This window comes from Streptococcus sp. KHUD_017, assembly GCF_054861245.1.
In genome coordinates this window covers 1,701,970-1,728,489 of record NZ_CM142175.1, presented here as the reverse complement: position 1 = coordinate 1,728,489, position 26,520 = coordinate 1,701,970, and the positions used below count along the sequence as shown (strand labels likewise).

General features: G+C 40.7%; 24 protein-coding genes. 17 read left to right on the top strand and 7 right to left on the bottom strand.

All coding sequences use genetic code 11. The features are described 5' to 3' along the window. The first annotated feature begins 79 nt into the window (after nucleotides 1-79). The 3 genes from ACVAMZ_RS08595 to ACVAMZ_RS08585 all read left to right on the top strand — a co-directional run bounded on the left by ACVAMZ_RS08595 (nucleotide 80) and on the right by ACVAMZ_RS08585 (nucleotide 3,825). Nucleotides 80-538, top strand: a complete 459-nt coding sequence (locus tag ACVAMZ_RS08595; protein ID WP_006150983.1) for a CtsR family transcriptional regulator — start codon at nucleotides 80-82, stop codon at nucleotides 536-538. A gap of 6 nt (nucleotides 539-544) precedes the next feature. Continuing rightward, nucleotides 545-2,977 carry an ATP-dependent Clp protease ATP-binding subunit gene (locus ACVAMZ_RS08590; protein ID WP_461684602.1) on the top strand — a complete coding sequence of 811 codons (2,433 nt, stop codon included), beginning with the start codon at nucleotides 545-547 and terminating at the stop codon, nucleotides 2,975-2,977. A gap of 74 nt (nucleotides 2,978-3,051) precedes the next feature. After that, nucleotides 3,052-3,825, top strand: coding sequence for an NUDIX domain-containing protein (locus tag ACVAMZ_RS08585; protein WP_461684601.1), 774 nt, complete (start codon nucleotides 3,052-3,054; stop codon nucleotides 3,823-3,825). 50 nt (nucleotides 3,826-3,875) lie between these two features. On the opposite strand, the gene ACVAMZ_RS08580 is transcribed toward ACVAMZ_RS08585, so the two are convergent. Then, a complete protein-coding gene (locus ACVAMZ_RS08580) occupies nucleotides 3,876-4,106 on the bottom strand; it encodes a hypothetical protein (RefSeq protein ID WP_006144770.1) in 231 nt (76 codons plus the stop codon). A gap of 268 nt (nucleotides 4,107-4,374) precedes the next feature. Here ACVAMZ_RS08580 and ACVAMZ_RS08575 point away from each other — a divergent pair, with 268 nt between their 5' ends. Both ACVAMZ_RS08575 and ACVAMZ_RS08570 read left to right on the top strand, forming a co-directional pair. Further along, nucleotides 4,375-5,067 (top strand): hypothetical protein, encoded by a 693-nt coding sequence (locus ACVAMZ_RS08575; protein ID WP_461684600.1) that lies wholly within the window; start codon nucleotides 4,375-4,377, stop codon nucleotides 5,065-5,067. Between the two features lie 123 nt (nucleotides 5,068-5,190). After that, on the top strand, nucleotides 5,191-5,877 hold the full coding sequence (locus tag ACVAMZ_RS08570; protein WP_461685181.1) for a YoaK family protein: 687 nt from the start codon (nucleotides 5,191-5,193) through the stop codon (nucleotides 5,875-5,877). Nucleotides 5,878-5,929: 52 nt separating this feature from the next. On the opposite strand, the gene dusB is transcribed toward ACVAMZ_RS08570, so the two are convergent. Together dusB and hslO are read right to left on the bottom strand one after the other, a co-directional pair. Further along, nucleotides 5,930-6,910, bottom strand: a complete 981-nt coding sequence (gene dusB, locus ACVAMZ_RS08565) for a tRNA dihydrouridine synthase DusB (RefSeq protein ID WP_461684599.1) — start codon at nucleotides 6,908-6,910, stop codon at nucleotides 5,930-5,932. After that, nucleotides 6,897-7,769, bottom strand: a complete 873-nt coding sequence (gene hslO, locus ACVAMZ_RS08560) for an Hsp33 family molecular chaperone HslO (RefSeq protein ID WP_461684598.1) — start codon at nucleotides 7,767-7,769, stop codon at nucleotides 6,897-6,899. Before hslO ends, dusB begins: the two co-directional genes overlap by 14 nt. 255 nt (nucleotides 7,770-8,024) lie before the next feature. On the opposite strand from hslO, the gene ACVAMZ_RS08555 reads away from it, so the two are divergent. The 10 genes from ACVAMZ_RS08555 (at nucleotide 8,025) to ACVAMZ_RS08510 (ending at nucleotide 17,192) form a co-directional block, all read left to right on the top strand. Beyond that, nucleotides 8,025-8,183, top strand: coding sequence for a teichoic acid D-Ala incorporation-associated protein DltX (locus ACVAMZ_RS08555; RefSeq protein WP_414273032.1), 159 nt, complete (start codon nucleotides 8,025-8,027; stop codon nucleotides 8,181-8,183). Between the two features lie 15 nt (nucleotides 8,184-8,198). Beyond that, nucleotides 8,199-9,749 (top strand): D-alanine--poly(phosphoribitol) ligase subunit DltA, encoded by a 1,551-nt coding sequence (dltA, locus tag ACVAMZ_RS08550; RefSeq protein WP_461684597.1) that lies wholly within the window; start codon nucleotides 8,199-8,201, stop codon nucleotides 9,747-9,749. Further along, the gene (dltB, locus tag ACVAMZ_RS08545; RefSeq protein ID WP_461684596.1) at nucleotides 9,746-10,990 is read left to right on the top strand and encodes a D-alanyl-lipoteichoic acid biosynthesis protein DltB; all 1,245 of its coding nucleotides are present in this window, start codon (nucleotides 9,746-9,748) and stop codon (nucleotides 10,988-10,990) included. The genes dltA and dltB overlap by 4 nt, the downstream gene beginning before the upstream one ends. Before the next feature lie 13 nt (nucleotides 10,991-11,003). Next, nucleotides 11,004-11,243 carry a D-alanine--poly(phosphoribitol) ligase subunit DltC gene (gene dltC, locus ACVAMZ_RS08540; protein WP_049495407.1) on the top strand — a complete coding sequence of 80 codons (240 nt, stop codon included), beginning with the start codon at nucleotides 11,004-11,006 and terminating at the stop codon, nucleotides 11,241-11,243. Then, the gene (dltD, locus tag ACVAMZ_RS08535; protein WP_414273035.1) at nucleotides 11,236-12,504 is read left to right on the top strand and encodes a D-alanyl-lipoteichoic acid biosynthesis protein DltD; all 1,269 of its coding nucleotides are present in this window, start codon (nucleotides 11,236-11,238) and stop codon (nucleotides 12,502-12,504) included. The genes dltC and dltD overlap by 8 nt, the downstream gene beginning before the upstream one ends. Nucleotides 12,505-12,751: 247 nt before the next feature. After that, nucleotides 12,752-13,192: a zinc-dependent transcriptional regulator AdcR gene (gene adcR / locus ACVAMZ_RS08530; RefSeq protein WP_214262903.1), complete on the top strand. Its 441-nt coding sequence runs from the start codon at nucleotides 12,752-12,754 to the stop codon at nucleotides 13,190-13,192. Beyond that, nucleotides 13,192-13,896, top strand: a complete 705-nt coding sequence (locus tag ACVAMZ_RS08525; RefSeq protein WP_214262902.1) for a metal ABC transporter ATP-binding protein — start codon at nucleotides 13,192-13,194, stop codon at nucleotides 13,894-13,896. Before adcR ends, ACVAMZ_RS08525 begins: the two co-directional genes overlap by 1 nt. Further along, nucleotides 13,889-14,695 (top strand): metal ABC transporter permease, encoded by an 807-nt coding sequence (locus ACVAMZ_RS08520; RefSeq protein WP_263394108.1) that lies wholly within the window; start codon nucleotides 13,889-13,891, stop codon nucleotides 14,693-14,695. Before ACVAMZ_RS08525 ends, ACVAMZ_RS08520 begins: the two co-directional genes overlap by 8 nt. Nucleotides 14,696-14,704: 9 nt before the next feature. Further along, the gene (locus ACVAMZ_RS08515) at nucleotides 14,705-16,207 is read left to right on the top strand and encodes a zinc ABC transporter substrate-binding protein AdcA (RefSeq protein ID WP_461684595.1); all 1,503 of its coding nucleotides are present in this window, start codon (nucleotides 14,705-14,707) and stop codon (nucleotides 16,205-16,207) included. Between the two features lie 130 nt (nucleotides 16,208-16,337). Then, nucleotides 16,338-17,192: a VOC family protein gene (locus tag ACVAMZ_RS08510; RefSeq protein WP_461684594.1), complete on the top strand. Its 855-nt coding sequence runs from the start codon at nucleotides 16,338-16,340 to the stop codon at nucleotides 17,190-17,192. A 49-nt stretch (nucleotides 17,193-17,241) separates the two neighbouring features. Here ACVAMZ_RS08510 and ACVAMZ_RS08505 read toward each other — a convergent pair whose 3' ends face one another. Beyond that, nucleotides 17,242-19,254 (bottom strand): DUF2079 domain-containing protein, encoded by a 2,013-nt coding sequence (locus ACVAMZ_RS08505; RefSeq protein ID WP_461684593.1) that lies wholly within the window; start codon nucleotides 19,252-19,254, stop codon nucleotides 17,242-17,244. Between the two features lie 486 nt (nucleotides 19,255-19,740). Between ACVAMZ_RS08505 and ACVAMZ_RS08500 the strand changes: the two genes are divergently transcribed. Next, entirely contained in the window at nucleotides 19,741-19,998 is a 258-nt protein-coding gene (locus ACVAMZ_RS08500) for a metal-sensitive transcriptional regulator (protein ID WP_006150993.1), read from the top strand. Nucleotides 19,999-20,095: 97 nt separating this feature from the next. Here the strand turns inward: ACVAMZ_RS08500 and ACVAMZ_RS08495 are convergent, their stop codons facing one another. Genes ACVAMZ_RS08495 through ACVAMZ_RS08485 form a run of 3 tightly spaced genes read right to left on the bottom strand, consistent with a single transcriptional unit; the run spans nucleotide 20,096 to nucleotide 22,359 of the window. After that, a complete protein-coding gene (locus tag ACVAMZ_RS08495; protein WP_414254611.1) occupies nucleotides 20,096-20,389 on the bottom strand; it encodes a rhodanese-like domain-containing protein in 294 nt (97 codons plus the stop codon). Further along, on the bottom strand, nucleotides 20,379-22,034 hold the full coding sequence (locus ACVAMZ_RS08490; protein ID WP_461684592.1) for an FAD-dependent oxidoreductase: 1,656 nt from the start codon (nucleotides 22,032-22,034) through the stop codon (nucleotides 20,379-20,381). Before ACVAMZ_RS08490 ends, ACVAMZ_RS08495 begins: the two co-directional genes overlap by 11 nt. A 19-nt stretch (nucleotides 22,035-22,053) precedes the next feature. Further along, nucleotides 22,054-22,359 carry a rhodanese-like domain-containing protein gene (locus tag ACVAMZ_RS08485; RefSeq protein WP_006150962.1) on the bottom strand — a complete coding sequence of 102 codons (306 nt, stop codon included), beginning with the start codon at nucleotides 22,357-22,359 and terminating at the stop codon, nucleotides 22,054-22,056. 534 nt (nucleotides 22,360-22,893) lie between these two features. On the opposite strand from ACVAMZ_RS08485, the gene rpoB reads away from it, so the two are divergent. Beyond that, nucleotides 22,894-26,496 carry a DNA-directed RNA polymerase subunit beta gene (gene rpoB / locus ACVAMZ_RS08480; RefSeq protein WP_461684591.1) on the top strand — a complete coding sequence of 1,201 codons (3,603 nt, stop codon included), beginning with the start codon at nucleotides 22,894-22,896 and terminating at the stop codon, nucleotides 26,494-26,496. The last annotated feature ends 24 nt before the right edge of the window (nucleotides 26,497-26,520 follow it).

Genomic DNA, 26,520 nt, shown 5'->3' with positions numbered 1-26,520 from the left:
CCCTAAAAATTTGACTTATAGAGTCGTAAATGATAGTATAGTCAAAGATAGTCAAAGTTTACGAAGGAGGTAGCAAGCTATGAAATTTAAAAATACATCGGATCATATTGAAGCCTATATCAAGGCAATTTTAGAACAATCTGGTATCGTAGAATTGCAACGAAGCCAGCTAGCGGATACCTTTCAAGTGGTACCTAGCCAGATTAACTATGTGATTAAAACTCGTTTTACAGAGAGTAGAGGATATCTAGTTGAGAGTAAGCGTGGTGGTGGGGGCTATATTCGAATTGGCCGAATTGAATTCTCAAACCACCATGAAATGCTCCGTGATTTATTGTATTCAGTAGGTGAAGAAGTTAGCCCAGTCATCTTTGAAGATGTTTTAAAACTTTTACTTGAACAAGAACTCTTGACTCGTCAGGAGATGAATCTGTTAGTTGCAACGGCCTCAGATCGTGTTTTGGGCGAGGAAGCTGATTATATTCGTGCCAATATGCTTCGTCAGATATTGCATGAAGTAGATAGAAAAGGAAAATAAAACGACATGAAATATTCAAAAGCATTGAGAGAATGTATAGACAGTGCCTTTCTAGTGGCGAGTCGCTTTGGAGCAGACTACCTGGAGTCTTGGCACCTACTGATTGCTATGGCTAATCATAGCTACAGTGTTGCTGGAGCAACTTTGAACGAGTTCCCGTATGAGATTGATCGTTTAGAGGAGGTCGCTGTTGAATTAACAGAGGCCAACTATAGCCACAAGGAAGATTATCAGGAACTCCCTTTTTCTTATCGTTTAAACGTCTTGATGTTGGAGGCGGAACATGTTGCCTCCGTTGTACATGCAAAAGCATTGGGGACTGAGCACCTTCTCTACGCAATCTTGCATGACGGTAATGCTTTAGCTACTCGCATTTTGGAAAAAGCAGGTTTTTCTTATGAAGATCAGAAGGACCAAGTCAAAATTGCTGGACTTCGACGTAGCCTTGAAGCGCGTGCTGGTTGGACAAAGGAAGATTTGAAGGCTCTACGTCAGCGCCATCGCTCAGTAGCAGATAAGCAAAATTCTATGGCCAATATGATGGGTATGCCTCAAACTCCAAGTGGCGGTTTGGAAGATTACACTCATGATCTCACAGAGCAAGCTCGTTCAGGCAAATTAGAGCCAGTTATCGGACGTGACCAGGAAATCTCTCGTATGATTCAAATTTTGAGTCGTAAAACTAAAAATAATCCTGTTCTAGTTGGAGATGCGGGTGTCGGTAAAACAGCTTTGGCACTTGGCCTTGCGCAGCGAATTGCTAATGGAGATGTACCAGCTGAAATGGCTAAGATGCGTGTTCTAGAGCTTGACTTGATGAATGTGGTTGCAGGAACTCGCTTCCGTGGGGATTTTGAAGAACGTATGAACAATATCATCAAAGATATCGAGGAAGATGGCAAGGTCATCCTCTTTATTGATGAGCTTCATACCATTATGGGTTCAGGAAGTGGGATTGACTCGACCTTGGATGCGGCTAATATCCTGAAACCTGCCTTGGCACGTGGAACACTGAGAACCGTTGGAGCAACTACTCAGGAAGAGTATCAAAAACATATCGAAAAAGACGCAGCCCTTTCTCGTCGCTTTGCAAAAGTGATGATTGAAGAGCCGAGCGTGGCTGACAGTATGGCTATCTTACAAGGCTTGAAAGCAACCTATGAGAAGCACCACCATGTCCAAATTACAGATGATGCTGTCGAAACAGCTGTTAAAATGGCGCATCGCTATTTGACAAGCCGTCACTTGCCAGACTCAGCGATTGACCTTTTGGATGAAGCAGCAGCGACAGTCCAAAACAAATCGAAACATGTGAAATCAGATGAGTCAGGTTTAACAGCAGCTGACAAGGCCTTGATGGATGGCAAATGGAAGCAAGCAGCGCAGCTCATTTCAAAAGAGCAGGAAGCACCTGTTTACAAAGATGTAGTAAAAGAATCTGATATTTTGACAACCTTGAGTCGCTTGTCAGGTATTCCAGTTCAAAAATTGACACAAACGGATGCCAAGAAGTATCTCAATCTTGAAGCTGAACTGCACAAACGTGTGATTGGACAAGAACAAGCTGTCTCTAGTATCAGTCGTGCCATTCGCCGAAATCAATCAGGTATTCGCAATAACAAACGTCCAATTGGGTCCTTTATGTTCTTAGGACCAACTGGTGTTGGTAAAACTGAATTGGCTAAGGCTTTGGCAGAAGTCCTCTTTGATGACGAATCTGCCCTTATCCGCTTTGATATGAGTGAGTACATGGAGAAATTTGCAGCCAGCCGTCTCAACGGAGCTCCTCCAGGTTATGTAGGCTATGAAGAAGGTGGAGAGTTGACCGAGAAGGTTCGCAATAAACCATATTCAGTCTTGCTTTTTGACGAGGTAGAAAAGGCTCACCCAGATATCTTTAATGTTCTCTTGCAGGTCTTGGATGATGGTGTCTTGACGGACAGTAAGGGCCGTAAGGTTGATTTTTCAAATACCATCATTATCATGACGTCGAACCTTGGTGCGACAGCTCTTCGTGATGACAAGACAGTCGGTTTTGGAGCTAAGGATATTCGTTTTGATCAGGAAAATATGGAAAAACGAATGTTTGAAGAGTTGAAAAAAACTTACCGCCCAGAGTTTATCAACCGTATTGATGAAAAAGTGGTCTTCCATAGCTTGTCAAGTCAAGATATGCAGGAAGTGGTTAAGATTATGGTTAAACCATTGATTGCAAGCCTAGCAGAAAAAGGAATTGACTTGAAACTTCAAGCTTCTGCCCTTAAACTTCTAGCTCAGAAGGGTTATGATCCAGAGATGGGAGCTCGCCCACTGCGCAGAACTATGCAAACGGAAGTAGAAGACAAACTAGCAGAACTCCTTCTTACAGGTGAACTGAAAGAAGGTAAGACACTTAAGATTGGTGTTAAAGCAGGTCAATTGAAATTTGATATTGCATAAAACAAAAACTAGGATACTCTAGTACTTGTAGATAGAAAGCCTTCATTGCCATCAATGCAGAAAGGAAGTAGAAGATGATGAATCAAACTATTCCAACCGGGATGACAGAAAAAGAGTACTTTGAAGTTCATGCTAGTCAAGCTGAATTTTTAGACTGGTACCACAAGCAAGCACTCCCTCAGTACGAAAAACCAAGCGTGACTGTGGATATGGTAGCCTATTGCTTTGTAGAAGGGAAAATGAAACTCTTTCTGATTCGTCGGAAGGCACATCCTTTTCAAAATTGTTTAGCGCTAGTTGGCGGGTTTATGGATAAAGGGGAAGATGCTGCCCATGCTTGTCAACGTGAGGTTAAAGAAGAAATCAATCTTGAACTTCCCTTAGAAAAAATTGAACAGTTAGTAACGGTATCGACTCCTGGTCGTGATCCCAGAGGTTGGACAGTTACCATTGCCCACTTGGTTTATCTACCGAACCGAGCGATTGACTTGGTTCAGGCTGGAGACGATGCAAAAGAAGTCCTTCTTGTAGATGTTGATTTTCACACAGGTAAGTGTTATTTGGATGGAAGAGAACTGAAAGAGAAAGACTTTGCATTTGACCACTTATCCATTATTCAAACATCCATCAAGAAGATTCAAAAAGCTATCGACTATGACCCTTGTATCCTTTATCTACTAGAGGATGAGTTCACAGTGGATGACGGCCTAGCCCTCATTGAGACTCTATGCCCAGAGAAATCCTGTACAAGTGATAGTTTCTTAGAGAAATATGGTCATAGCATAGAGGAAGTTGGCTTTAAACGGATTCCTCAGAAGGAAGTTATCACTATTTATCGATTAAAATAAAAAAGTGAGGTCGGAAAAATTTCTGGCCTCTTTTTGTTGTTATTTTTTGTTTAAGGATGTTTATCTTTTTTAGGATTACTCATAAAACGAATGAATAAATCTTTGTATTTGTATTTTAAATAATGTTCGTGTAAGTATAGTAGAGACATATAGACAATCATGAAGATTGTGGTTAAATAAAATAAATCAAATGTAGTCTGGGCATAGCGACTTGCAGACTGATAAGAGCAGAAAGCACCTAAAATTATCCAAGGAAGATATTTGTAATATTTGCTTGACATAAGTCTACACCTCCAATATCCTATTTCAATTTTATTATAGCTCTTCAAGAAAAAAATGCAAGCGATTACACTTTTAAAAGATAGCATTTCAGTAGGAAGAATTTTCCTGTTTTTTAAAATTGTTTACGAATAAAAGATATGGAAGGAGTAGGAAAAATGTACTAAAAAATAATTCTAAAAAATTTTAGATAAATAGTTGACAAAAATCAGAACAAACATTACAAAAATGTTTCGCAACATTTCAAAAAGATTACAGGAGGTAAATATTATGAAAACAAAACAATCCATTCGTTTACTAGCAGTTGCCGTATTGGCTTCGACTTTGCTTTTAGGAGCATGCGGAAATAAAAAAGAAGAAGCTAAAAATGACAATGCTAACAAGACAACACAAACGACATCAAGTTCAAAGACAAGCTCTTCTAACAAAGATAGTAAATCTCAAACTTCAACAAGCACCACTACTTCAGAAAACACTAAGTCATCATCTTCTGATCAGTCAAGGTCTACTGCTAATCAATCGCAAGCAACAACAGTGCCAGAAACAAAGCAGAATCAAAAATCTTCTGCTAAGCAAGCCCCTTCTCAATCCCCATCCAATCAACAAGGAACACAAGCAAAGCCGAATCAGTCAACTTATGATCCAGCAACTGATCGCAAACTTCAAGACAAGCAGGCAGAACATAACAGACGTTATAAAGGTGTCTTGACTATGGTGGACAAAGATTTTTCGGCTGTGGCTGGAAATTGGAAGGGTGCTAATGGCGAAACGATCACTGTCTCATCAAGTGGTCAGTTTACAGTAGAATCTGCTGATGGTAAGAAAGAAAACTATTCTATCCAAAGCTATTCTTATACTCTTGATGATGGGAAATACAATGCTGAAGTAGGTGGTGGAAAAGTCATCCAAATTACAACAGGAGCGGATGGTACAGTTTCTAGTGTTGTCTTGATTCAACCATAGAAAACTACCTCAAGTATAGTCTAGACTTAGATTTATAAAAGAGTAGTTCAACTGTTTTTCACTTAATTTCTCTAAATAGAAGTGGTATAATAAATGAATCAAAAGGGAATGAGTGATAAATCAATGGTGGATAAATTAATTTTACCTCAAAATACACGACTCATGGGAGTGTTTCTTGGATTTATAGGTGGTTCTTTGGATGTGTTCTGTCACATCCAGTACCATAGTTTGGTGGCGACACAGACTGGGAACATTCTCCTACTGATATCAGATTGGCACGACTCGAATGTCCTCAATACCATGTTGCGATTCTGCTCCATTATTTTCTTTTCCCTAGGATTTCTGTTTGCATTACACATGAAAGAATATCGCAAAACAGCCTATTGGCGGGTTAAGATGCTGCTTCCCTTATTTATTGGAACTCTTCTTTTGCCCTTCTTTTCTCGATTTCCTTTACTAGAAGTACCTTTTATTGCTTTTGGAACAGGCATGATGATGCTAACATTTACGGGTAGTTTGATTGAAGATCATCCCTATGTCATTTTTATGACCTCTGGAAATTATCGAAAGATGTTGACTGCTTTGTATCGCATCGTTAGAGGAGAAGGAGATGTTCAAGAATATCGTCGCCAAGCTTTGAACTATGGGATCGTTGTCGGTAGTTTCGTAGTAGGGGCAATTAGTTTGGCTGTATCGATGCATTTTTTCCATGAATGGTCTATTTGGATTGTCAGCTTCAATCTGTTTTTAATCATGGCCTACTATATAGCTAGAGTGAAGCAACTAGATTTGCAAGATGAAAATATATAAAAAGGCAAGGCTCGTTTTTGAGCTTTGCCTTTTTTGTGAGGTGGATAGAAGATTATGCTTTATCTAACTGCAATAGTGCTTCAATCTCAGCCAGAGTGCTAGCTTGTGAAATTGCTCCACGAAGTTTAGCTGCTCCAGATGTTCCACGGAGATAGTGAGGAGCTAGTCCACGGAATTCACGGACAGCAACCTTTTCTCCCTTGAGATCAATCAAGCGTTTTAAATGTTCGTAGGCAATTTTCATTTTATCTTCGAAGGTCAAATCAGGAAGGATTTCTCCCGTTTCGAAGTAATGATTGATTTGATTGAAGAGATAAGGATTACCCATAGCAGCGCGGCCAATCATGACAGCGTCAGCACCGACTTCTTCGATACGTTGTTTTGCATCTTGGACAGTACGGATATCACCGTTTGCGATAAATGGAATCTTAGTCAGAGCTTGTGCGACCTTGTGAAGTGTCTCAAGATCCGCATGACCAGTATACATTTGCTCACGGGTCCGGCCGTGCATTGCAAGGGCAGAAACACCTGCAGCTTCAGCAGCGAGGGCGTTTTCTACTGCTAAGGATGGGTCAGACCAACCTGTACGCATTTTGACAGTGAGAGGGATATCAAGGACAGATTGAACTTTGTTAATAATAGAGTAGATTTTATCAGGGTCCTTGAGCCACATAGCCCCAGCTTCGTTTTTTACGATTTTATTAACTGGGCAGCCCATGTTGATATCGACGATATCGGTCTTGGTGTTTTCTTGGATGAATTCTGCTGCGCGTGCTAGGCTATCTTCGTCGCTTCCGAAAAGTTGGATCGAAACTGGGTTTTCTCCTTCATCGATATGAAGCATGTGAAGAGTCTTTTCGTTATTGTATTGGATTCCTTTGTCAGAGACCATTTCCATGACCACAAGGCCAGCTCCGAGCTCTTTTGCAATAGTACGAAAGGCTGAGTTTGTCACACCGGCCATGGGTGCGAGGACCGTCCGGTTTGGGATCTCGACGTTCCCAATCATAAAAGGTGTATTAAGATTTTCCACGAATGAGTTCCTCCAGGTCGTTTTCATCAAAGTTATAAGTTGTTTGGCAGAATTGACAAGTAATTTCTGCCCCGTGATCTTGGTCTTTCATTTCTTGTAAGTCTGAGCTTGGAAGGCTTGCAAGGGCGTTCATAAAGCGTTCTTTGCTGCAGTCACATTGGAAACGAATTTCTTCTTCAGACAGACGTTTGTATGATTCGTCGCCGTAGATAGCTTTGAGAAGGGCTTCGATATGGTCGTCACTCTCTAGCAGTGTTGAAATGGCTGGCATTTCTTGGATACGTTTTTCAAAACGTGCAATTTCTTCTTCCTTGGCATTTGGCAATACTTGTAGCAAGAAGCCACCTGCAACCTTGACCTTATCGTCTTCGTCTAAAAGGACATTAAGTCCAACTGCTGACGGAGTTTGTTGACTTTCTGTCAGGTAGAAAGCGAGGTCTTCACCGATTTCTCCAGAAATAAGAGGCGTCATGGAATGATAAGGGTTTCCAGTACCATAGTCTGTGATCACTAGGAATTGGCCATTGCCGACAAATGGACCAACTAAGACTTCACCAGTTGCAGTCTTTTTGATGTCGACGCCAGGATTTTGTACATAGCCTTTAACGATTCCCTTGGTATCAGCTACGGTGATGATGGCACCCAGTGAGCTAGTACCGAGAACCTTGACAGTCAGTTTGGTATTTCCTTTTTCATTGGCAGCGAGAATTTGACTGGCGATTAAAGTACGACCAAGCGCTACGGTTGAACTAGCTTGGGTTTGGTGTTTTTCTTGAGCAGTACGGACTGTTTCCGTGCTATCTAGAACAAAAGCACGAAAAGATCCACTTTCTGATATTGTTTTAATAATTTTATCCATAGCTACTATTTTAGCATAAAAATGCCCAAAGGGGGAGTGGTGTGTTTGCTAGCCTTTCAAATTGTTTCACTTATAATTGTCAATATTAGGATGGCAAAGAAATTGGGCTTTTTAGAATATTTTTATTGATATCTTAGCTTTCCTTAAAATATGCTAAAATCAACTTTTAAAAAATAGTAAACAGTTGAAAATAAACAAAGTAAAGTGGTAAAATGGGAGTAAGACAAAATAGTATTGTATGTTTGTGAAAAGATAATGAAAATTTACAGAAAAGAGTCTAATGTGAATAAAAAGAAACCATACTATGTTTTTTTGGGACAAACGGTCCTGTATTTTATTATTTTACTGGGTTTGCTTTACTTCTTTAGCTATCTAGGACAAAGTCAGGGTGGCTTTATCTACAATGAATTCTAAAAGGAGATCCCTACTGTGTCAAACCAACCAATTACTGATATGATCGAGGCGATTGAACATTACGCCCAACTGCAACCAAACTATCCTGTCTACAATGTCCTTGGAGAAGAGTATACCTATGGCCAATTGAAGGCAGACTCAGATAGTTTAGCAGCCCACATTGACCAAATGGGACTTCCTGAAAAGTCACTTGTTGTGGTCTTTGGTGGACAAGAATATGAAATGTTGGCAACCTTTGTGGCCCTGACAAAATCTGGCCATGCCTATATCCCAATTGACAGCCATTCTGCCTTGGAGCGCGTATCTGCTATTGTAGAAGTGGCTGAGCCAAGCCTGATTATTGCCATCAATGGGTTTCCTATTGAAAATCCAACTGCTACGATCTTGAACTTGGAGCAAGTCCGTGAAGCTTATGCAGCTCAGAATGCGTATGATTTGCAGCATCCGGTCAAGGGGGATGATAACTACTACATCATCTTTACCTCTGGAACAACTGGAAAACCAAAAGGGGTGCAAATTTCACACGACAACTTGCTCAGTTTCACCAACTGGATGATTACGGACAAGGAATTTGCGACGCCAGAGCGTCCGCAAATGTTGGCGCAACCACCTTATTCCTTTGACTTGTCTGTCATGTATTGGGCACCGACCTTAGCTCTTGGAGGGACGCTTTTTGCCCTTCCATCAGCCATCACTCAAGACTTTAAACAACTCTTTGCAGCCATCTTCTCTCTTCCGATTGCTATCTGGACTTCAACGCCATCTTTTGCAGATATGGCTATGTTGTCTGAAGATTTCAATGCTGAAAAGATGCCAGGGATCACCCATTTCTACTTTGATGGGGAAGAGTTGACCGTTAAAACCGCTCAGAAATTGCGCGAGCGTTTCCCAAATGCACGCATCATCAATGCCTACGGTCCAACGGAAGCGACTGTTGCTTTGTCGGCAGTCGCTATTACAGATGAGATGTTAGCGACTCTTAAACGCTTGCCAATTGGCTATACCAAAGAAGATTCTCCAACCTTCATCATTGATGAGGCAGGAAACAAATTGCCAAATGGTGAGCAAGGGGAGATCATCGTATCTGGTCCAGCTGTTTCAAAAGGCTACATGAACAATCCTGAAAAAACAGCTGAAGCTTTCTTCGAATTTGAAGGTTTGCCAGCCTACCACACTGGAGATGTTGGAACTATGACAGATGAAGGTCTTCTTCTTTACGGTGGACGGATGGACTTCCAGATCAAGTTTAATGGCTATCGTATTGAACTAGAGGATGTCTCTCAAAACTTGAACAAATCCAAGTACGTTGAATCTGCTGTTGCAGTTCCTCGTTACAACAAGGATCACAAGGTCCAAAATCTCTTGGCCTATGTTATCTTAAAAGATGGCGTCAAAGAACAATTTGAGCGCGAAATTGATATCACGAAAGCTATCAAGGAAGACTTGGAAGATATTATGATGTCTTACATGATGCCATCTAAGTTTCTTTACAGAGAGGAATTGCCACTGACTCCAAATGGCAAGATTGATATCAAAGGATTGATTAACGAGGTGAATAATAGATGATCGAGTTTTTGAAACAGCTCCCTCATATTGAGCCGTATGGGAATCCGCAGTACTTTTTGTATGTGATTACTGCCACCTTGCCAATCTTTATCGGTCTTTTTTTCAAAAAACGCTTTGCCTGGTATGAAATATTGGTTAGTCTCTTCTTTATCGTCACTATGTTGACGGGTGGCAAGACCAATCAATTGGCTGCCTTAGGGATTTATCTGATATGGCAAATCTTGTTGGTTCTTTTTTACAAGCAGTATCGAAAAACTAAAGACGGGAAATGGACTTTCTATCTCGTTAGTCTGTTATCTTTACTTCCTATCATCTTTGTGAAGGTCCAGCCAGCTATTAATGGCACACAATCCTTGTTAGGTTTTATCGGAATTTCTTATCTGACTTTTCGTTCGGTAGGAATCATTATCGAACTCAGAGATGGAGTCATTAAGGAATTGAAGATGAGGGAATACTTGCGTTTTCTCCTCTTTATGCCGACATTTTCAAGTGGTCCGATTGATCGTTTCAAACGTTTTAATGAAAATTATCAGACGATTCCAGAGCGCGATGAGTTGATGGATATGCTAGCTGAGTCCGTCCGGTATATCATGTGGGGATTTCTGTACAAATTTATCCTAGCTCATATTTTAGGCGAGATTTTGTTACCTCCTCTAAAGAATCTAGCTTTACAGGAAGGGGGCGTCTTTAATTATTATGTGGTGGCAGTCATGTACACATTTGGTTTGGAGCTCTTCTTTGACTTTGCGGGTTATTCCATGTTTGCTATAGCTATTTCAAATCTGATGGGGATTCGTAGTCCGATCAACTTCAACAAACCCTTCTTATCAAGGGATTTGAAAGAGTTTTGGAATCGCTGGCACATGAGTTTATCTTTCTGGTTTCGTGACTTTGTCTTTATGCGCATGGTCATGGTGATGACGAGAAAGAAATTGTTTAAGAATCGAAATGTGACCTCAAGTGTCGCCTATATCCTAAACATGCTCCTTATGGGGTTCTGGCATGGAATAACGTGGTTTTACATCGCCTACGGACTCTTTCATGGGGTAGGTTTAGTGATTAATGATGCCTGGGTCAGAAAGAAAAAAACGCTCAATAAAGAACGTAAGAAAGCAGGACGACCTCCCTTGCTTGAAAATCGTTGGGCTCAGTCGCTTGGCATGGTGATAACCTTCCATGTCGTAATGGTTTCATTCTTAATCTTTTCTGGATTTTTGAATGATTTATGGTTTAAAAAATAAAAGGAATTAAAAAATGGATATCAAATCAGAAGTTATTGAAATTATCGATGAATTGTTTATGGAAGATGTTTCTGACATGATGGATGAGGATCTCTTCGATGCAGGTGTCTTGGATAGTATGGGAACAGTTGAATTAATCGTGGAAATCGAGAATCGCTTTGATATTCGTGTCCCAGTTACAGAATTTGGTCGTGATGACTGGAATACGGCTAATAAAATCGTAGCCGGTATTGTGGAGCTACAAAATGCTTAAACGCCTGTGGCTGATTTTTGGGCCTGTTTTTATAGCGGGATTGTTGGTTCTTCTACTAATCTTTTTTTATCCAAGTACAAGAAGCCATAATCTGACGGAGGAGAAATACTCTGCGGCTTCTGTAAGTGCAGAGAGCTTTAAGGAGAGAAGCCAAAAAGTAAGAGCTCTTACAGACCCTGATATGCGTTTTGTCCCTTTCTTTGGTTCTAGTGAGTGGATGCGTTTTGATAGTATGCATCCGGCAGTACTAGCTGAAAAGTATGACCGTTCTTATCGTCCTTACTTTATGGGGCAGGCAGGAGCAGCCGCACTCAGTCAGTATTTTGGGATACAACAAATTACATCCGAGCTTGAAAATAAGCAAGCAGTCTTTGTCATTTCCCCACAGTGGTTTACAAAAGAGGATCATGACCCGACTATTTTCCAAACCTACTTTAACAATGATCAGTTGACTGCCTTTTTAGAGAATCAATCTGGGGATGCAGCCTCTAGGTATGCTGCTAATAGACTCTTGAAGCAAAATCCTGGTGTTTCTATGAAGAGCATCGTTGAGAAATTAGCTAAAGGAGAAAAATTATCAGAGTTTGACCAAAGGATGATTACTATTTCAGCTCAATTGAATGAGAAACAATCAGCACTTTTTGGACAATTCTCCATTCGTGGACGTTTAAGATACAAAGATCAGGTTGAGAAATATTTGAGCAGTCTCCCGGATCAATTTTCTTATGAAGAATTGGAAAATATCGCTCGAAAAGAGGGCGAAGAAAATACAACCAATAATGATTTGGGAGTGGAGAACCATTTTTACAATACTAAGTTAAAGAAAGATTTGAAAAAGTGGGAAGGTTCTCAAAAAAATTATAATTATCTCAAATCACCTGAATACAATGATTTGCAGCTAGTGCTTGATCAATTTGCCAAGTCCAAGGTCAATGTTCTCTTTGTTTTTCAACCTGTCAATAAAAAATGGATGGATTATACTGGACTGAGTGAGGAAATGTATCAACACGCAGTTGAAAAAATTCGTTACCAGTTGGAAAGCCAAGGTTTCACCAATATTGCTGATTTCTCAAAAAATGGAGGAGATCCATACTTTGTTAAGGATACGATTCATATTGGTTGGTTAGGCTGGTTGGCCTTTGATAAGGTTGTAAATCCTTTTTTAAGCAATCCAACAACAGCTCCTAATTACCAAACAAATGACCGATTCTTTAGCCAGGATTGGGCTAATTACGACGGTAATATCAAAGATTTTCAATAAATAACCAAAGAGCCTGAACCTTAGTTTGGGCTTTTTGTAATCACAGACTTTTTGCCGAATGCGAGTATAGTAGTGGATTCCTCAATTGAGTAAAGTCCAGTAAAAGAATACATAGAAAATGAAAACATAAAAATTGTTTTCATCTTTTTTCTTGACTCTGTACTAGGATGTGATATACTTAACTAGTAAACAAATAGAGAAAAAGTCCTGTAATAATGGAAAAACTATTCGAAGAAAGGGGCAAATCATGAGACAATTAGCAACGGAAATTGATCATTTTTTAAATGAAGTAATCTTGAAAGCTGAAAATCAGCATGAAATTTTGATTGGTCATTGCACGAGTGAAGTGGCTTTGACAAACACCCAGGAGCATATCCTCATGCTCTTATCAGAGGAATCATTGACCAATTCTGAGTTGGCACGTCGCCTTAATGTCAGTCAAGCGGCTGTTACCAAGGCTATTAAATCTTTGATTAAAGAGGGGATGCTGGAAACGTCTAAGGATCCTAAGGATGCTCGAGTGATTTTTTATCAATTGACAGACCTTGCTAGACCAATTGCTGAGGAGCACCATCATCACCATGAACATACCCTCTCGACGTATGAGCAAGTTGTCACTCAATTCTCAGCTAAGGAGCAACAAATTATCCAGCGGTTTTTAACTGCTTTAGTAGGAGAAATCAAGTAATGAGATACATCACAGTAGAGGATTTGTCCTTCTATTATGACAAGGAACCTGTGCTTGAGCACATCAATTACAGTGTTGATAGTGGGGAGTTTGTCACACTCACGGGAGAAAACGGAGCTGCCAAGACGACTCTAATCAAGGCCAGTCTAGGTATTTTACAACCAAGATTTGGTAAAGTTACCATTTCAAAGACCAACACTCGTGGGACAAAATTAAGAATTGCCTACCTTCCTCAACAGATTGCAAGTTTTAATGCAGGTTTTCCAAGTACCGTTTATGAATTTGTCAAATCAGGTCGTTATCCAAGAAAGGGCTGGTTCCGTCGTTTAAATGCTCACGATGAGGAACATATCAAGGCTAGTTTAAACTCGGTTGGCATGTGGGAACATCGGGATAAACGCATTGGTTCCCTCTCTGGTGGGCAAAAGCAAAGAGCAGTCATTGCACGTATGTTTGCGTCCGATCCAGATATCTTTATCTTGGATGAGCCGACGACAGGGATGGATGCAGGGACTAAGAATGAATTTTATGAGCTCATGCACCACAGCGCCCACCATCATGGCAAGGCTGTTTTGATGATTACTCATGACCCAGAAGAAGTCAAAGACTACGCAGATCGCAATATTCACCTTGTCCGAGACCAAGATTCACCATGGCGTTGCTTCAATGTCCATGAAAGTGACCAGGAGGTGGAGCATGCTTAATCTACTGTCTTATGATTTTATGCAGCGAGCCTTTTTGGCAGTTATTGCCATGAGTCTCTTTTCACCAGTTCTTGGGACTTTTCTCATCTTGCGCCGTCAAAGTCTCATGAGTGATACTCTCAGTCACGTCTCGCTTTCGGGTGTTGCCTTTGGTTTGGTTTTGGGGATTTCTCCGACCATCTCAACCATTGTGATCGTTTTGATTGCGGCGGTCTTTCTTGAATACTTGCGTACAGTTTATAAAAGCTTTATGGAGATTGGGACAGCCATTCTCATGTCTACAGGACTTGCAGTTTCACTTATTGTCATGAGTAAGGGTAAGAGCTCTAGTTCGATGAGTCTGGATCAGTATCTTTTTGGTTCTATTGTGACTATTAGTCAAGAGCAGGTCATTGGGCTCTTTGTCATTGCGGCGGTTGTTCTAATCCTAACCTTCCTCTTTTTAAGACCTATGTATATTCTAACTTTTGACGAGGATACAGCTTTTGTAGATGGATTGCCTGTACGCACCATGTCTATTCTCTTTAACATGGTGACGGGTGTGGCTATTGCCCTCATGATACCAGCAGCGGGAGCACTTTTGGTATCGACTATTATGGTTTTGCCAGCAAGTATTGCTTTGCGTCTAGGTAAAAACTTTAGTTCTGTGATGATTCTTGCTAGCGTCATTGGTTTTCTAGGCATGGTTGCGGGACTCTATATTTCCTATTATGCAGAGACGCCTCCTAGTGCAAGTATCACCATTATCTTTGTAGTTGTCTTTTTAGTAGTCAGCATCCTCAAACGTTTTATCAAATAGGAGAAGCACATGAAAAAACTAAGCCTACTTTTGGCAAGTCTTGTGACAGTATTCTTAGTCGCTTGTTCCAATCAAAAACAGGCAGACGGGAAATTAAATATCGTCACAACTTTCTATCCTGTCTACGAATTTACCAAGCAAGTAGCTGGAGATACAGCCAATGTTGAGCTCTTAATTGGAGCTGGGACAGAACCACATGATTATGAACCATCGCCTAAGGCAGTCGCTAAAATCCAAGACGCTGATGCCTTTGTTTATGAAAATGAGAACATGGAAACATGGGTTCCCAAGCTTTTAGATTCACTAGATGCGAAAAAAGTAAAAACAATCAAGGCTACTGGAAATATGTTGCTTCTTCCAGGTAGTGAAGAAGAGGAAGACCATGACCACGGCGAAGAGGGGCATCATCACGAGTATGACCCTCATGTATGGTTGTCTCCTGCGCGTGCCATTAAGCTTGTAGAACATATCCGTGACAGTTTATCAGCTGACTATCCAGATAAGAAGGCGACTTTTGAGCAAAATGCAGCTGCCTATATCGAGAAATTACAAGCTCTAGACAAGGCCTATACTGAAGGACTTTCTGATGCTAAACAAAAGAGTTTTGTAACTCAACACGCTGCCTTTCGTTATCTAGCCTTGGACTACGGACTTAATCAAGTCTCTATCTCAGGTCTGTCACCAGATGCGGAACCGTCAGCAAGTCGCTTGGCAGAATTGACCGAATATATCAAGAAAAACAAGATTTCTTATATCTACTTTGAAGAAAATGCCTCTCAAGCTCTAGCCAATACCCTCTCAAAAGAAACAGGAGTGAAGTTAGATGTTCTAAATCCTCTTGAAAGCTTGACCGAAGAGGACATGAAGGCGGGAGAGAACTATATCTCTGTCATGGAGAAAAATCTCAAAGCCCTCAAGCAAACAACTGACCAGGCAGGGGCGGAAATTGAACCAGAAAAGGCAGAGGAAACTAAAACCGTTCAAAATGGTTACTTTGAGGATGCAGATGTCAAGGATCGTACCTTGAGTGATTATGCTGGCAACTGGCAGTCCGTTTTTCCTTTCCTCGAAAATGGTACTCTAGACCAAGTCTTTGACTACAAGGCTAAATTGACTGGCAAAATGACCAAGGATGAATACAAAGCCTACTATCAAAAAGGCTATCAAACTGATGTATCTAAGATTAATATCACGGATAACACTATGGAATTCATCCAAGGTGACCAAAGTAAGAAATATACATACAAGTATGTCGGCAAGAAAATCTTGACCTATAAGAAAGGGAATCGAGGAGTTCGTTATCTCTTTGAAGCGACAGATGCGGACGCTGGACAATTTAAGTATGTTCAATTCAGCGACCACAATATCGCACCAGTTAAGACTGGTCACTTCCATATCTTCTTTGGAGGAACTAGCCAAGAAGCCCTCTTTGATGAGATGGACAACTGGCCAACTTACTATCCAGATGGCTTATCAGGTCAAGAAATCGCCCAAGAAATGTTGGCTCATTAAATCCAAACAATCCTTCCTACATGGGAAGGATTTTTCTTGTTTTATCAGCGTTGAGCATCTGGATTGACATTGGCTGAGAGGGGAGTATAATAGGTGTAATAAAAATAGTTACAACAAAGAGAGGTTTTCTATGGTTTACGAGTATAATAGTCGCATTCATTTGGCTGAAGTAGCTTTAAATGTCAAGGACTTAGAAAGTCAGACAGCATTTTATCATCAGTTGCTTGGGTTGGAGATTTTGATTCAATCGGAAAATCAAGTTCTTTTAGGTGCCGGTGGGAACCCGCTAGTTCGGCTAATTAAGACAGATGACATTAGCAATCCTAAGAAAAGTTATGGTCTTTATCATATGGCACTTCTTTTGCCGACTCGTGAAGATTTGGCTAATGTTTTTAGGCACTTGTTAGACTTAAAGATTCCGCTAGTTGGCGGAGCGGATCATGGTTATAGTGAGGCTGTCTATCTAGAAGACCTGGAGGGTAATGGCATAGAATTCTATAGAGATAAGCCTGTGACAGTCTGGGATATTCGTGAGGATGGCCGTATTATTGGTGTGACAGAAGAACTGTCTGCCCAAGATATCTATGAACTGGGACAAGAACTAGATCCCTTTGTAATTGCAAGTGGTACTAGAATGGGACATGTTCATCTATCCGTTAAAAACAGTCGAGAAGCGTCTGCCTTTTACCAAGGTTCTCTAGGTCTTAAGGATAAATTCACGATTCCACATGCCAGTTGGATAGCATCAGGTGACTATCATCATCATTTGGCTGTCAATGAATGGGGAGGTAAAAACTTAGCTCCTCGTGAGCAAGGAATGGCAGGCCTAGCCTACTATGTCGTTGAAGTTGAGAACAAAGAGGAATTATTAAAAGTATTTGCTCAATCTCAAACTGGCAAGGCGATAACTCAGTGGATTTCCTCTTCAGAGTTCAGCATGATTGATAAAGATGGTATCGTGACGCGAGTTAGAGTGGGAAATTAGAAAAGAGCGGTTCAGTCTACTTTAGAAGTAGTTTGAACTGCTCTCTTTTTTATTCAGGTTTTTCGAGAATGAAAAGTTCTTTTGTTGCGTATTTACTTTCTTTATATCCTAGTGTTTCATAACTAGTAATTAAAGGATCATAGACATCGTTCTTCCCTTTTTGTTCACGTGGAATTACGACATAATCAATTGATGGGTCGGCTTTTCGTTGGTTGTGGTAGAAAATATCGTATAGGGCCCGATGTTTTCTAAGTGCAGGTGTATAGCCTCCTTCTGCAACGATTGAGGCATCTTCTGGTAGAATTTCTAGGCCATATTTGATTGCTTCAAATTTCTCTTTATTTTGTTGATAATAGCCAATGTTGAAAGACCAACTTTGAGTAAGGCGATGAAGAATAGTACCAGAAAAAATCATGCCAACAAAAATAAATGAAATCACCATTTTTTCGTTAATGTGTTTGTGCAATTTTAAATCTTCTAGAGCTAGCAAGGCCATTATGAAGAGTAAGGCTCCACTACCATAACTATATTGAAAGCCGATGTCGTATTGATAAGGCCAATCCGGCAATAAATTAATAACTACTAAAGGTAGAGCTAAAAAATAAGTTGACCAGTTGCGTTGCAATAGTGGTAGAAAACACATAGGAGCTAACATCAGGAATAAATAACCTAGTTTTTTAGCCATGAATAAATGGCTGATGGCGAAACTTGGGTGAAGAACTAAATTTTTAAATACGGCTAAAATACCATTTTCATCTTTTAGTAAGAATGCATCGAATCGTGAGACCATTCCGCCTTCTCCGAATGTGCTCAAGATTAACAATGCTAGAGTGAAGTATAGAAGTGGTAGAAGAAATTCAGTTAGGATCAGCCATTGTTTGGTTTTGCTCGTAAGATTGAATCGTTTCTGGGATAAGAAGAATATTCCTATGCTGAAGACATAGATAAAGGCATCTTCTTTGACCAAAAGTAGTAGGATAGTGGATATTAGAATACCCCACTTCTTCTCATTTACTATGAAATAGAATACCCAAAATATCAAAGGAACCAAGAAACAATTTTCATGCAGGTGATAACCTCCTGCAGTAGTTAATACAGGTAAAAGTACGAACCAAAGAATTGTCAAAATGTTTGCCAATTTCGATAGATTCAATTTGGAGAGAAGCAATTTTAAAGGAATAACTGCAGAGAATACAACCCAAATTTGTAGTACCTCTAAAGTTTCAACATGTGGAAAAAGTTTGTAGAAAGGTAACATCAGATAGAAAATGGGTGAGATGTGAACTGCAAAGTGCGATAATACTCGATCGCGCTCTAGTGTTGTGATAGCGCTCAAGTCGGTGCTCATGCGATGAAACATCTGTGAGAATAGACCAATATCAAAGGTAGAACCATCAAAGGTTTTTACTTTATAGATAAAAACAATCGAGAGATAGACAACATAGAGAGTAACGATAGAAAAGACACCATAGGTTAGTAATTTTTTGTAGCGCTCTAAGTATTGCTTAAGCGGGGAGTTGTGAATTAAAAGAAGGGTGGTTCCTGAAAGCAAACCAGCAAAGATTACAGGCCAAATAATAATGTTAAATCGAGTGTCTGCCAAATTGAAAGCATGAAACTCAAGTGCAGTATCTTGGAAGTTTGAATTAAGCAATGTCAATAGACGAGGTGTTGTAAATAAAATAACTAGTAGGTACAGAAATGAAAATTTTTCTTTTCTGAGAAAACTGCCAATATATAGTACTAATGTCAGCAATAGCAAACCTAGGGATAAGAAAAAGGACATGCTCTTATAGATAGCAATAAATAATACAATGTTTAATAATAAAGTATTGATTTTGGAAATACTTAATGCAGGAATTTTTTTAGCAAAAAGAATCAAAGCGGACCCAACTATAAAAAAAGTTCCTATTATTAAAGCTGACACGGGAGCTAAGGCGAGAAATACATCGTGTGGTGTTGAAGTTAACAATTCGATCAAAATCATCAGAAGATAGGCTCCGAGTAAACAAGATAAGTAATACATTCGTTGCTCTATCAAGTTTGTTAGAATTCGTTTCATTTCATAAAGTCCTCCAACTAGTATTCTATCATAAAAAAGTAATTTCTTTAGCTTGTGACTGATTATTATATAGTTTTGAGTTGCCTTTAAAAAATATCTCTTACATTTTTTGAAGAATTACTCATCGTATTATCAGTTAGCATTTTTGAAATAAAAAGTAAAGAAAAGATGAAATTATGAAAACTACCTTTTCTGAAAACAAGCCACAACTATACTCAAGTAAGAAAAATCCTTCAAAGCCCTAGCCTACTATGTGGCTGAAATTGAGAACAAAGAGGAATTATTAAAAGTATTTGCTCAATCTAAAAGTAGCGAAGCGGTAACTCAGTGGTTTTCATCCTCAGAATTAAGCATGACTGACAAAGACGGTATCGTTACGCGAGTTAGAGTGGGGAACTAGAAGTCTTTACCTTTAAGATAAGTGCTCCTTTTGACAAAGGTCTGTATTAGAGATATAATGTAGAAAAATCGTTTAAGGATAAAGACATGACAAATTCAAAATACATTACACGCCTCAAACGCTCAGAGGGTCAATTGCGAGGTATTCAAAAGATGATGGAGGAAGAGCGTGATTGTGTTGATATCATTACTCAATTAACAGCAGTGCGATCCAGTGTTGATCGTATTATTGAATTGATGATAACGGAGAATTTAACATCTTGTATTAACGACCCTTTAGAGGATCCTCAAGCACAGAAGGAAAGATTGGAAAAGGCGGTTAAATACTTGATTAAACGCAAGTAATAAAAAACATACGTTTCTCTTAAATAGTGAACAAATGATTAAAAGAGCAGTTGGTTTTCTTGAAATTAGACCAATTGCTCTTTTTGAATTTTATTTATTAAATATCACCTGGCCAGGCATTCATGCCACCTTCTACATTGGTAACGTTGAGCCCTTGGGCGCTGAGAAATTGACAGGCAGAGGCAGAACGCACTCCTCCTTGACAGATGATATGGTATGTACGGTTAGGATTGAGTTCTTTGTAGCCTTGCTCCAAGGTACTTAACGGAAGATTTTTGGCACCTGGTGCATGTCCTGCTTGGAATTCATGTACTTCACGGACATCGATAAGATCTAGATTTTCATTTTGATATTTTTCATAAAAGTCAGCCATGCTGATATTAGTTAGCATATTCTACTCCTTCTGGATTCGCCATTTTGTATAGTGAATAAGCGCCGTCAAGGTTTTGGACGGTAAATCCTGCTTGCTTGAGGATACGCTCTGCGATATAGCTGCGTAAACCACTGTGGCAGCTAACGATGTAGGCTTGGTTCTTGTCTAGTTCATCCAAGCGTTCCCGTAGTTCGTTTAGGGGGATGTGGATGGTGTCAACCTTAAGTCGACCACTTTGGAATTCGCCACCTGTTCGTACATCTAGAAATTTCTTACCCTTAGCCAGTTCGTCTTTGAGCTGATACCATTGAACATTGTCGCTGAGACCTTCGATAAGGTTCAAGGCTGCGTAGCCCAGCATATTGACGGGATCCTTGGCAGAGCCAAATGGCGGTGCATAGGTGAACTCCAATTCTGGTAAGTCAAAGACGGTGAGATTTCCTTTGATAGCAGTTGCTAGGATATCGATTCGTTTATCAACACCTTTCTTCCCAACTCCTTGGGCACCATAGATTTTTCCAGTGTTTGGGTCAAAGAGGAGTTTCAAGGTAATATCAGTAGCTCCTGGATAATAACCAGCATGATCTTTCCCGCTGACATGAAGTGCCTTGTAAGGAAGTTGATTCATGGTAAGGATACGCTCGCTAAGACCAGTCGAAGCAGCTGTCATATTAAAGGCACGAACGATCGCAGTGCCGATACTGCCTTTGTTTGTACGACCAAGTCCTGCGATGACGTCCGCCACTTGGCGTCCTTGCCGATTGGCAGGAGAAGCGAGTGAGATGAGAGCGTCTTGGCCCGTAATCTCTTGCTTGACGACGATGGCATCCCCAACTGCAAAAATATCTTTTTGACTGGTTTCGTAATGTTCATCGACCAGGATCCCGCCACGAAGTCCCAGTTCAATCCCCGCAGCTTTAGCCAGACTATTTTCAGGTTCAACACCGACAGAAAGGATGGTAAGGTCAGAAGTGATTTTTTGACCGTTTTCGAGAACGATGATTTTTCCTTGGTCTTCAAATCGAGTCGCAGACTGAGAAGTGATAACGCGAACGCCGTTTTTAACCAATTCTGTTTGGACAAAGGCTGCCATTTCTTGATCTAATGGTGGCAAGACGTGAGGTGCTTTCTCCACGATAGTAACCTGCAATCCATGTTTTGCCAGGTTTTCAGCCATTTCAAGCCCGATAAAGCCTGCACCGATAACGACAGCTTCTTTTGGATGATTATCCAAGGCAGCCATAATCTCGTCAAGATCGGGAACATTGCGGAGCGTGTAGGCGTTCTTAGCTTCTGCCAAGCCTTCAATGGCAGGAACAAATGGTTTAGCTCCAGGAGAGAGGATCAGTTTATCATAGCTTTCTGTGAATTCTTGTCCATCATTGCGGACAGTCACAGTATGCTCTGCTGGCGAAATGCTGATGACCTCATGGAAAGGACGTACATCGAGATTAAAGCGTGACTTGAGACTTTCAGGGGTTTGGACTAATAAACTATCACGGTTTGCAATTTCTCCTGAAACATAGTAAGGAAGTCCGCAGTTTGCAAAGGAAACAAAGGGACCTTTCTCAAAAATAGTGATTTCAGCGTCTTCTAAGAGACGTCTGAGACGGGTTGCTGCAGACATACCGCCTGCAACTCCTCCAATAATGATAATTTTCATTAATTTTCTCCCTCTTGTTCTATATGATCTTGCCTGTCCAAGCACTCATACCACCTCGGACGTTGATAACATCATAGCCTTTTTTCTTTAGCTTTTTAGCAGCCATCTTGCTTCGAACACCGGAATGGCAAATGACATAAAGTGTTTCATTTGTCGCAGGTGTGTAAGCTCCGATTTCGGTTAGAGGAACATTCTTGGCGTTTTTGATATGGCCTCTACGGAATTCCGTAGGCGTCCGCACATCCAGTAGCTGAATTGGTTCCTTGAGTTTAGCTTCCAATTCGCTGGTAGAAATACTATCAATTTTTGTAAATAAATGAAACATAGGCACCTCCGATATACCCTTATGGGGTATATTAAACCACTAAGCAACGCTTTTGTCAAGTAAGTTGAATTGATTAGTATTGTTTCTTTTTCAGTATACAAGATGCCAACTTACAAACTAAAGAGTTGGTTGATAGGTTAATGAATAGAACCTGTCTTATTTATTCAACAACTACTTGTCTAGAAAATTACCTTTTCAGAAAACGAAGACCATCTATACTAAAGTAAGAAAAAATGGTTCAAAGGTCTTGAAAAATCAGAGAAAATCAGGTATAATATGAGTAATCATTTGTCGTAGGTTTTGTCTGAAATATTGTCCGGACAAGGCTCACAGCAGTTAAATCTCCTCAAAAAAGTCGGATTTAACTGCTCTTTTTGTGCTTTTTTTCGGTATTTTTTGCATCTGTAACAGAGATTTAAAGATTCTGAAAAATTAGTCAAGGGGGATAAGTTGATAGGGGTTTTAGAACCATTAAACGATAATTATTAGCTTAGGCGACTAAGCTTGGAACTTTATTTACAAAGGAGAATCATCTTGGCAGGACATGACGTTCAATACGGGAAACATCGTACCCGTCGTAGTTTTTCAAGAATCAAAGAAGTTCTTGACTTACCAAATTTGATTGAAATTCAAACTGATTCATTCAAAGATTTCCTAGACCATGGTCTAAAGGAAGTGTTTGAAGATGTATTGCCAATTTCAAACTTTACTGACACTATGGAGTTAGAGTTTGTTGGCTACGAAATCAAAGAACCAAAATACACGCTTGAAGAAGCTCGTATCCATGATGCAAGTTACTCAGCACCAATCTTTGTAACTTTCCGCTTGATCAACAAAGAAACAGGCGAAATCAAAACTCAAGAAGTCTTCTTTGGTGATTTCCCAATCATGACTGAGATGGGTACTTTTATCATCAACGGTGGTGAACGTATTATCGTATCACAGTTGGTGCGTTCTCCAGGTGTTTACTTTAATGACAAGGTAGACAAAAACGGTAAAGTGGGCTACGGTTCAACTGTTATCCCTAACCGTGGAGCTTGGTTGGAACTGGAAAGTGACTCAAAAGACATCGCCTACACTCGTATCGACCGTACTCGTAAAATTCCATTTACGACCTTGGTTCGTGCACTTGGTTTCTCAGGTGATGATGAGATCTTTGATATCTTTGGTGACAGCGAATTGGTTCGTAACACTGTTGAAAAAGATATCCATAAAAACCCAATGGACTCTCGTACAGACGAAGCTTTGAAAGAAATTTATGAGCGTCTTCGTCCAGGTGAACCAAAAACTGCTGAGAGTTCACGTACCTTACTTGTGGCTCGTTTCTTTGACCCACGTCGTTATGACTTGGCAGCCGTTGGACGTTACAAGATTAACAAGAAATTAAATATTAAAACTCGTTTGCTCAACCAAACAATCGCTGAACCATTGGTGGATCCTGAAACTGGTGAAATCTTGGTTGAAAAAGGTACTGTCATGACTCGTGATGTTATCGAGAGCATCGAAAGTCACTTGGATGGTGATTTGAACAAGATTGTCTACACTCCAAATGACTCAGCTGTATTGACAGAACCAGTTGTTCTTCAAAAATTCAAGGTTGTGGCACCAACTGATCCAGACCGAGTTGTAACAATCATCGGTAATGCAAACCCAGAGGATAAAGTTCGCACAATCACTCCTGCAGATATCCTCGCCGAGATGAGCTACTTCCTCAACTTGGCTGAAGGTATCGGTCGTGTTGATGATATTGACCATCTTGGAAATCGTCGTATCCGTGCTGTTGGTGAATTGCTTGCCAACCAAGTACGTCTTGGGCTTTCACGTATGGAACGTAACGTTCGTGAACGTATGTCTGTTCAAGATAACGAAGTATTAACACCTCAACAAATCATTAACATCCGTCCAGTGACTGCGGCGATTAAAGAATTCTTTGGTTCTTCACAATTGTCACAGTTCATGGACCAACACAACCCTCTGTCAGAATTATCACACAAACGTCGTTTGTCTGCCTTGGGACCTGGTGGTTTGACACGTGACCGTGCCGGATATGAAGTCCGTGACGTGCACTACACTCATTATGGTCGTATGTGTCCGATCGAGACACCTGAAGGACCAAACATCGGTTTGATTAACAACCTGTCTTCATATGGGCACCTCAATAAGTATGGCTTTATTCAAACACCATACCGCAAGGTTGACCGTGCAACTGGTAAAGTTACCAATGAAATCGTTTGGTTGACTGCCGATGAAGAAGATGAATACACAGTAGCACAGGCTAATTCTAAATTGAACGCAGACGGCACTTTTGCTGAAAAAGTTGTCATGGGACGTCACCAAGGGGTTAACCAAGAATATCCAGCATCAAGCGTTGACTATATGGACGTTTCTCCGAAACAGGTAGTTGCCGTTGCGACAGCATGTATTCCTTTCTTGGAAAACGACGACTCCAACCGTGCCCTTATGGGTGCCAACATGCAACGTCAGGCTGTTCCTTTGATCGATCCTAAAGCGCCTTTCGTTGGTACTGGTATGGAATACCAAGCAGCCCATGACTCAGGAGCTGCGGTTATTGCACAACATGGTGGTAAGGTTACCTATGCGGATGCGGACAAGGTAGAAGTTCGTCGTGAAGATGGTTCTCTTGATGTTTACCACATCCAAAAATTCCGTCGTTCAAACTCAGGTACTGCTTATAACCAACGTACCCTTGTTCGAGTTGGCGATGTCATCGAAAAAGGTGACTTTATCGCCGACGGACCTTCTATGGAAAAAGGTGAAATGGCGCTTGGACAAAACCCAATCGTTGCCTACATGACATGGGAAGGTTACAACTTCGAGGATGCCGTTATCATGAGCGAACGCTTGGTGAAAGACGATGTTTACACATCTGTTCACCTCGAAGAATACGAATCAGAAACTCGCGATACAAAGCTTGGCCCTGAAGAAATCACTCGTGAAATTCCAAACGTTGGTGAAGATGCCCTTAAAGACCTCGACGAAATGGGTATCATCCGTATCGGTGCTGAGGTTAAAGAAGGGGATATCCTTGTAGGTAAAGTAACACCTAAGGGTGAAAAAGACCTTTCTGCTGAAGAACGTCTCTTGCACGCTATCTTCGGTGACAAATCTCGCGAAGTTCGTGATACTTCCCTTCGTGTACCACACGGCGCCGATGGTGTCGTTCGTGATGTTAAAATCTTTACACGTGCAAATGGTGATGAATTGCAATCTGGTGTCAACATGCTGGTTCGCGTATACATCGCACAAAAACGTAAGATTAAGGTCGGAGATAAGATGGCCGGACGTCACGGAAACAAAGGGGTTGTCTCTCGTATCGTTCCTGTAGAAGACATGCCTTACCTTCCAGACGGAACTCCAGTCGATATCATGTTGAACCCACTTGGGGTACCATCACGTATGAATATCGGTCAGGTTATGGAACTTCACCTTGGTATGGCGGCTCGTACTCTTGGCATCCACATCGCAACGCCAGTCTTTGACGGAGCAAGCTCGGAAGATCTTTGGGAAACTGTCAAAGAAGCAGGTATGGATAGCGACGCTAAGACTATCCTTTACGATGGACGTACTGGAGAACCGTTTGATAACCGTGTGTCAGTTGGTGTCATGTACATGATCAAACTCCACCACATGGTTGATGATAAATTGCACGCTCGTTCAGTCGGACCATACTCAACCGTTACACAACAACCACTCGGAGGTAAAGCTCAGTTTGGTGGACAACGTTTCGGTGAGATGGAGGTTTGGGCGCTTGAAGCCTATGGTGCATCAAATGTCCTTCAAGAAATCTTGACTTACAAGTCTGACGATATCAACGGACGTTTGAAAGCTTATGAAGCTATTACTAAAGGAAAACCAATTCCAAAACCAGGTGTTCCAGAATCATTCCGAGTTCTTGTAAAAGAATTGCAATCTCTTGGTCTTGACATGCGTGTCCTTGACGAAGATGATCAAGAAGTGGAACTTCGTGACCTTGATGAAGGAATGGACGAAGATGTCATCCACGTAGATGACCTTGAAAAAGCCCGCGAAAGAGCAGCTCAAGAGGCTAAAGCAGCCTTTGAAGCTGAAGAAAATGCAAAAGCGGAAGCAACAGAAGAAGCTGCTGAACAAGAATAAGCAGTTCACTTATAATAGAAAGGG

Bases quoted from the DNA above. Each gene is read 5' to 3' on its own strand.
- ACVAMZ_RS08595 (WP_006150983.1), top strand. From the start codon at position 80: ATGAAATTTAAAAATACATCGGATCATATTGAAGCCTATATCAAGGCA.
- ACVAMZ_RS08590 (WP_461684602.1), top strand. From the start codon at position 545: ATGAAATATTCAAAAGCATTGAGAGAATGTATAGACAGTGCCTTTCTA.
- ACVAMZ_RS08585 (WP_461684601.1), top strand. From the start codon at position 3,052: ATGATGAATCAAACTATTCCAACCGGGATGACAGAAAAAGAGTACTTT.
- ACVAMZ_RS08580 (WP_006144770.1), bottom strand. From the start codon at position 4,106: ATGTCAAGCAAATATTACAAATATCTTCCTTGGATAATTTTAGGTGCT.
- ACVAMZ_RS08575 (WP_461684600.1), top strand. From the start codon at position 4,375: ATGAAAACAAAACAATCCATTCGTTTACTAGCAGTTGCCGTATTGGCT.
- ACVAMZ_RS08570 (WP_461685181.1), top strand. From the start codon at position 5,191: ATGGTGGATAAATTAATTTTACCTCAAAATACACGACTCATGGGAGTG.
- hslO (WP_461684598.1), bottom strand. From the start codon at position 7,769: ATGGATAAAATTATTAAAACAATATCAGAAAGTGGATCTTTTCGTGCT.
- ACVAMZ_RS08555 (WP_414273032.1), top strand. From the start codon at position 8,025: ATGAAAATTTACAGAAAAGAGTCTAATGTGAATAAAAAGAAACCATAC.
- dltB (WP_461684596.1), top strand. From the start codon at position 9,746: ATGATCGAGTTTTTGAAACAGCTCCCTCATATTGAGCCGTATGGGAAT.
- dltC (WP_049495407.1), top strand. From the start codon at position 11,004: ATGGATATCAAATCAGAAGTTATTGAAATTATCGATGAATTGTTTATG.
- dltD (WP_414273035.1), top strand. From the start codon at position 11,236: ATGCTTAAACGCCTGTGGCTGATTTTTGGGCCTGTTTTTATAGCGGGA.
- adcR (WP_214262903.1), top strand. From the start codon at position 12,752: ATGAGACAATTAGCAACGGAAATTGATCATTTTTTAAATGAAGTAATC.
- ACVAMZ_RS08525 (WP_214262902.1), top strand. From the start codon at position 13,192: ATGAGATACATCACAGTAGAGGATTTGTCCTTCTATTATGACAAGGAA.
- ACVAMZ_RS08520 (WP_263394108.1), top strand. From the start codon at position 13,889: ATGCTTAATCTACTGTCTTATGATTTTATGCAGCGAGCCTTTTTGGCA.
- ACVAMZ_RS08515 (WP_461684595.1), top strand. From the start codon at position 14,705: ATGAAAAAACTAAGCCTACTTTTGGCAAGTCTTGTGACAGTATTCTTA.
- ACVAMZ_RS08510 (WP_461684594.1), top strand. From the start codon at position 16,338: ATGGTTTACGAGTATAATAGTCGCATTCATTTGGCTGAAGTAGCTTTA.
- ACVAMZ_RS08505 (WP_461684593.1), bottom strand. From the start codon at position 19,254: ATGAAACGAATTCTAACAAACTTGATAGAGCAACGAATGTATTACTTA.
- ACVAMZ_RS08500 (WP_006150993.1), top strand. From the start codon at position 19,741: ATGACAAATTCAAAATACATTACACGCCTCAAACGCTCAGAGGGTCAA.
- ACVAMZ_RS08495 (WP_414254611.1), bottom strand. From the start codon at position 20,389: ATGCTAACTAATATCAGCATGGCTGACTTTTATGAAAAATATCAAAAT.
- ACVAMZ_RS08490 (WP_461684592.1), bottom strand. From the start codon at position 22,034: ATGAAAATTATCATTATTGGAGGAGTTGCAGGCGGTATGTCTGCAGCA.
- ACVAMZ_RS08485 (WP_006150962.1), bottom strand. From the start codon at position 22,359: ATGTTTCATTTATTTACAAAAATTGATAGTATTTCTACCAGCGAATTG.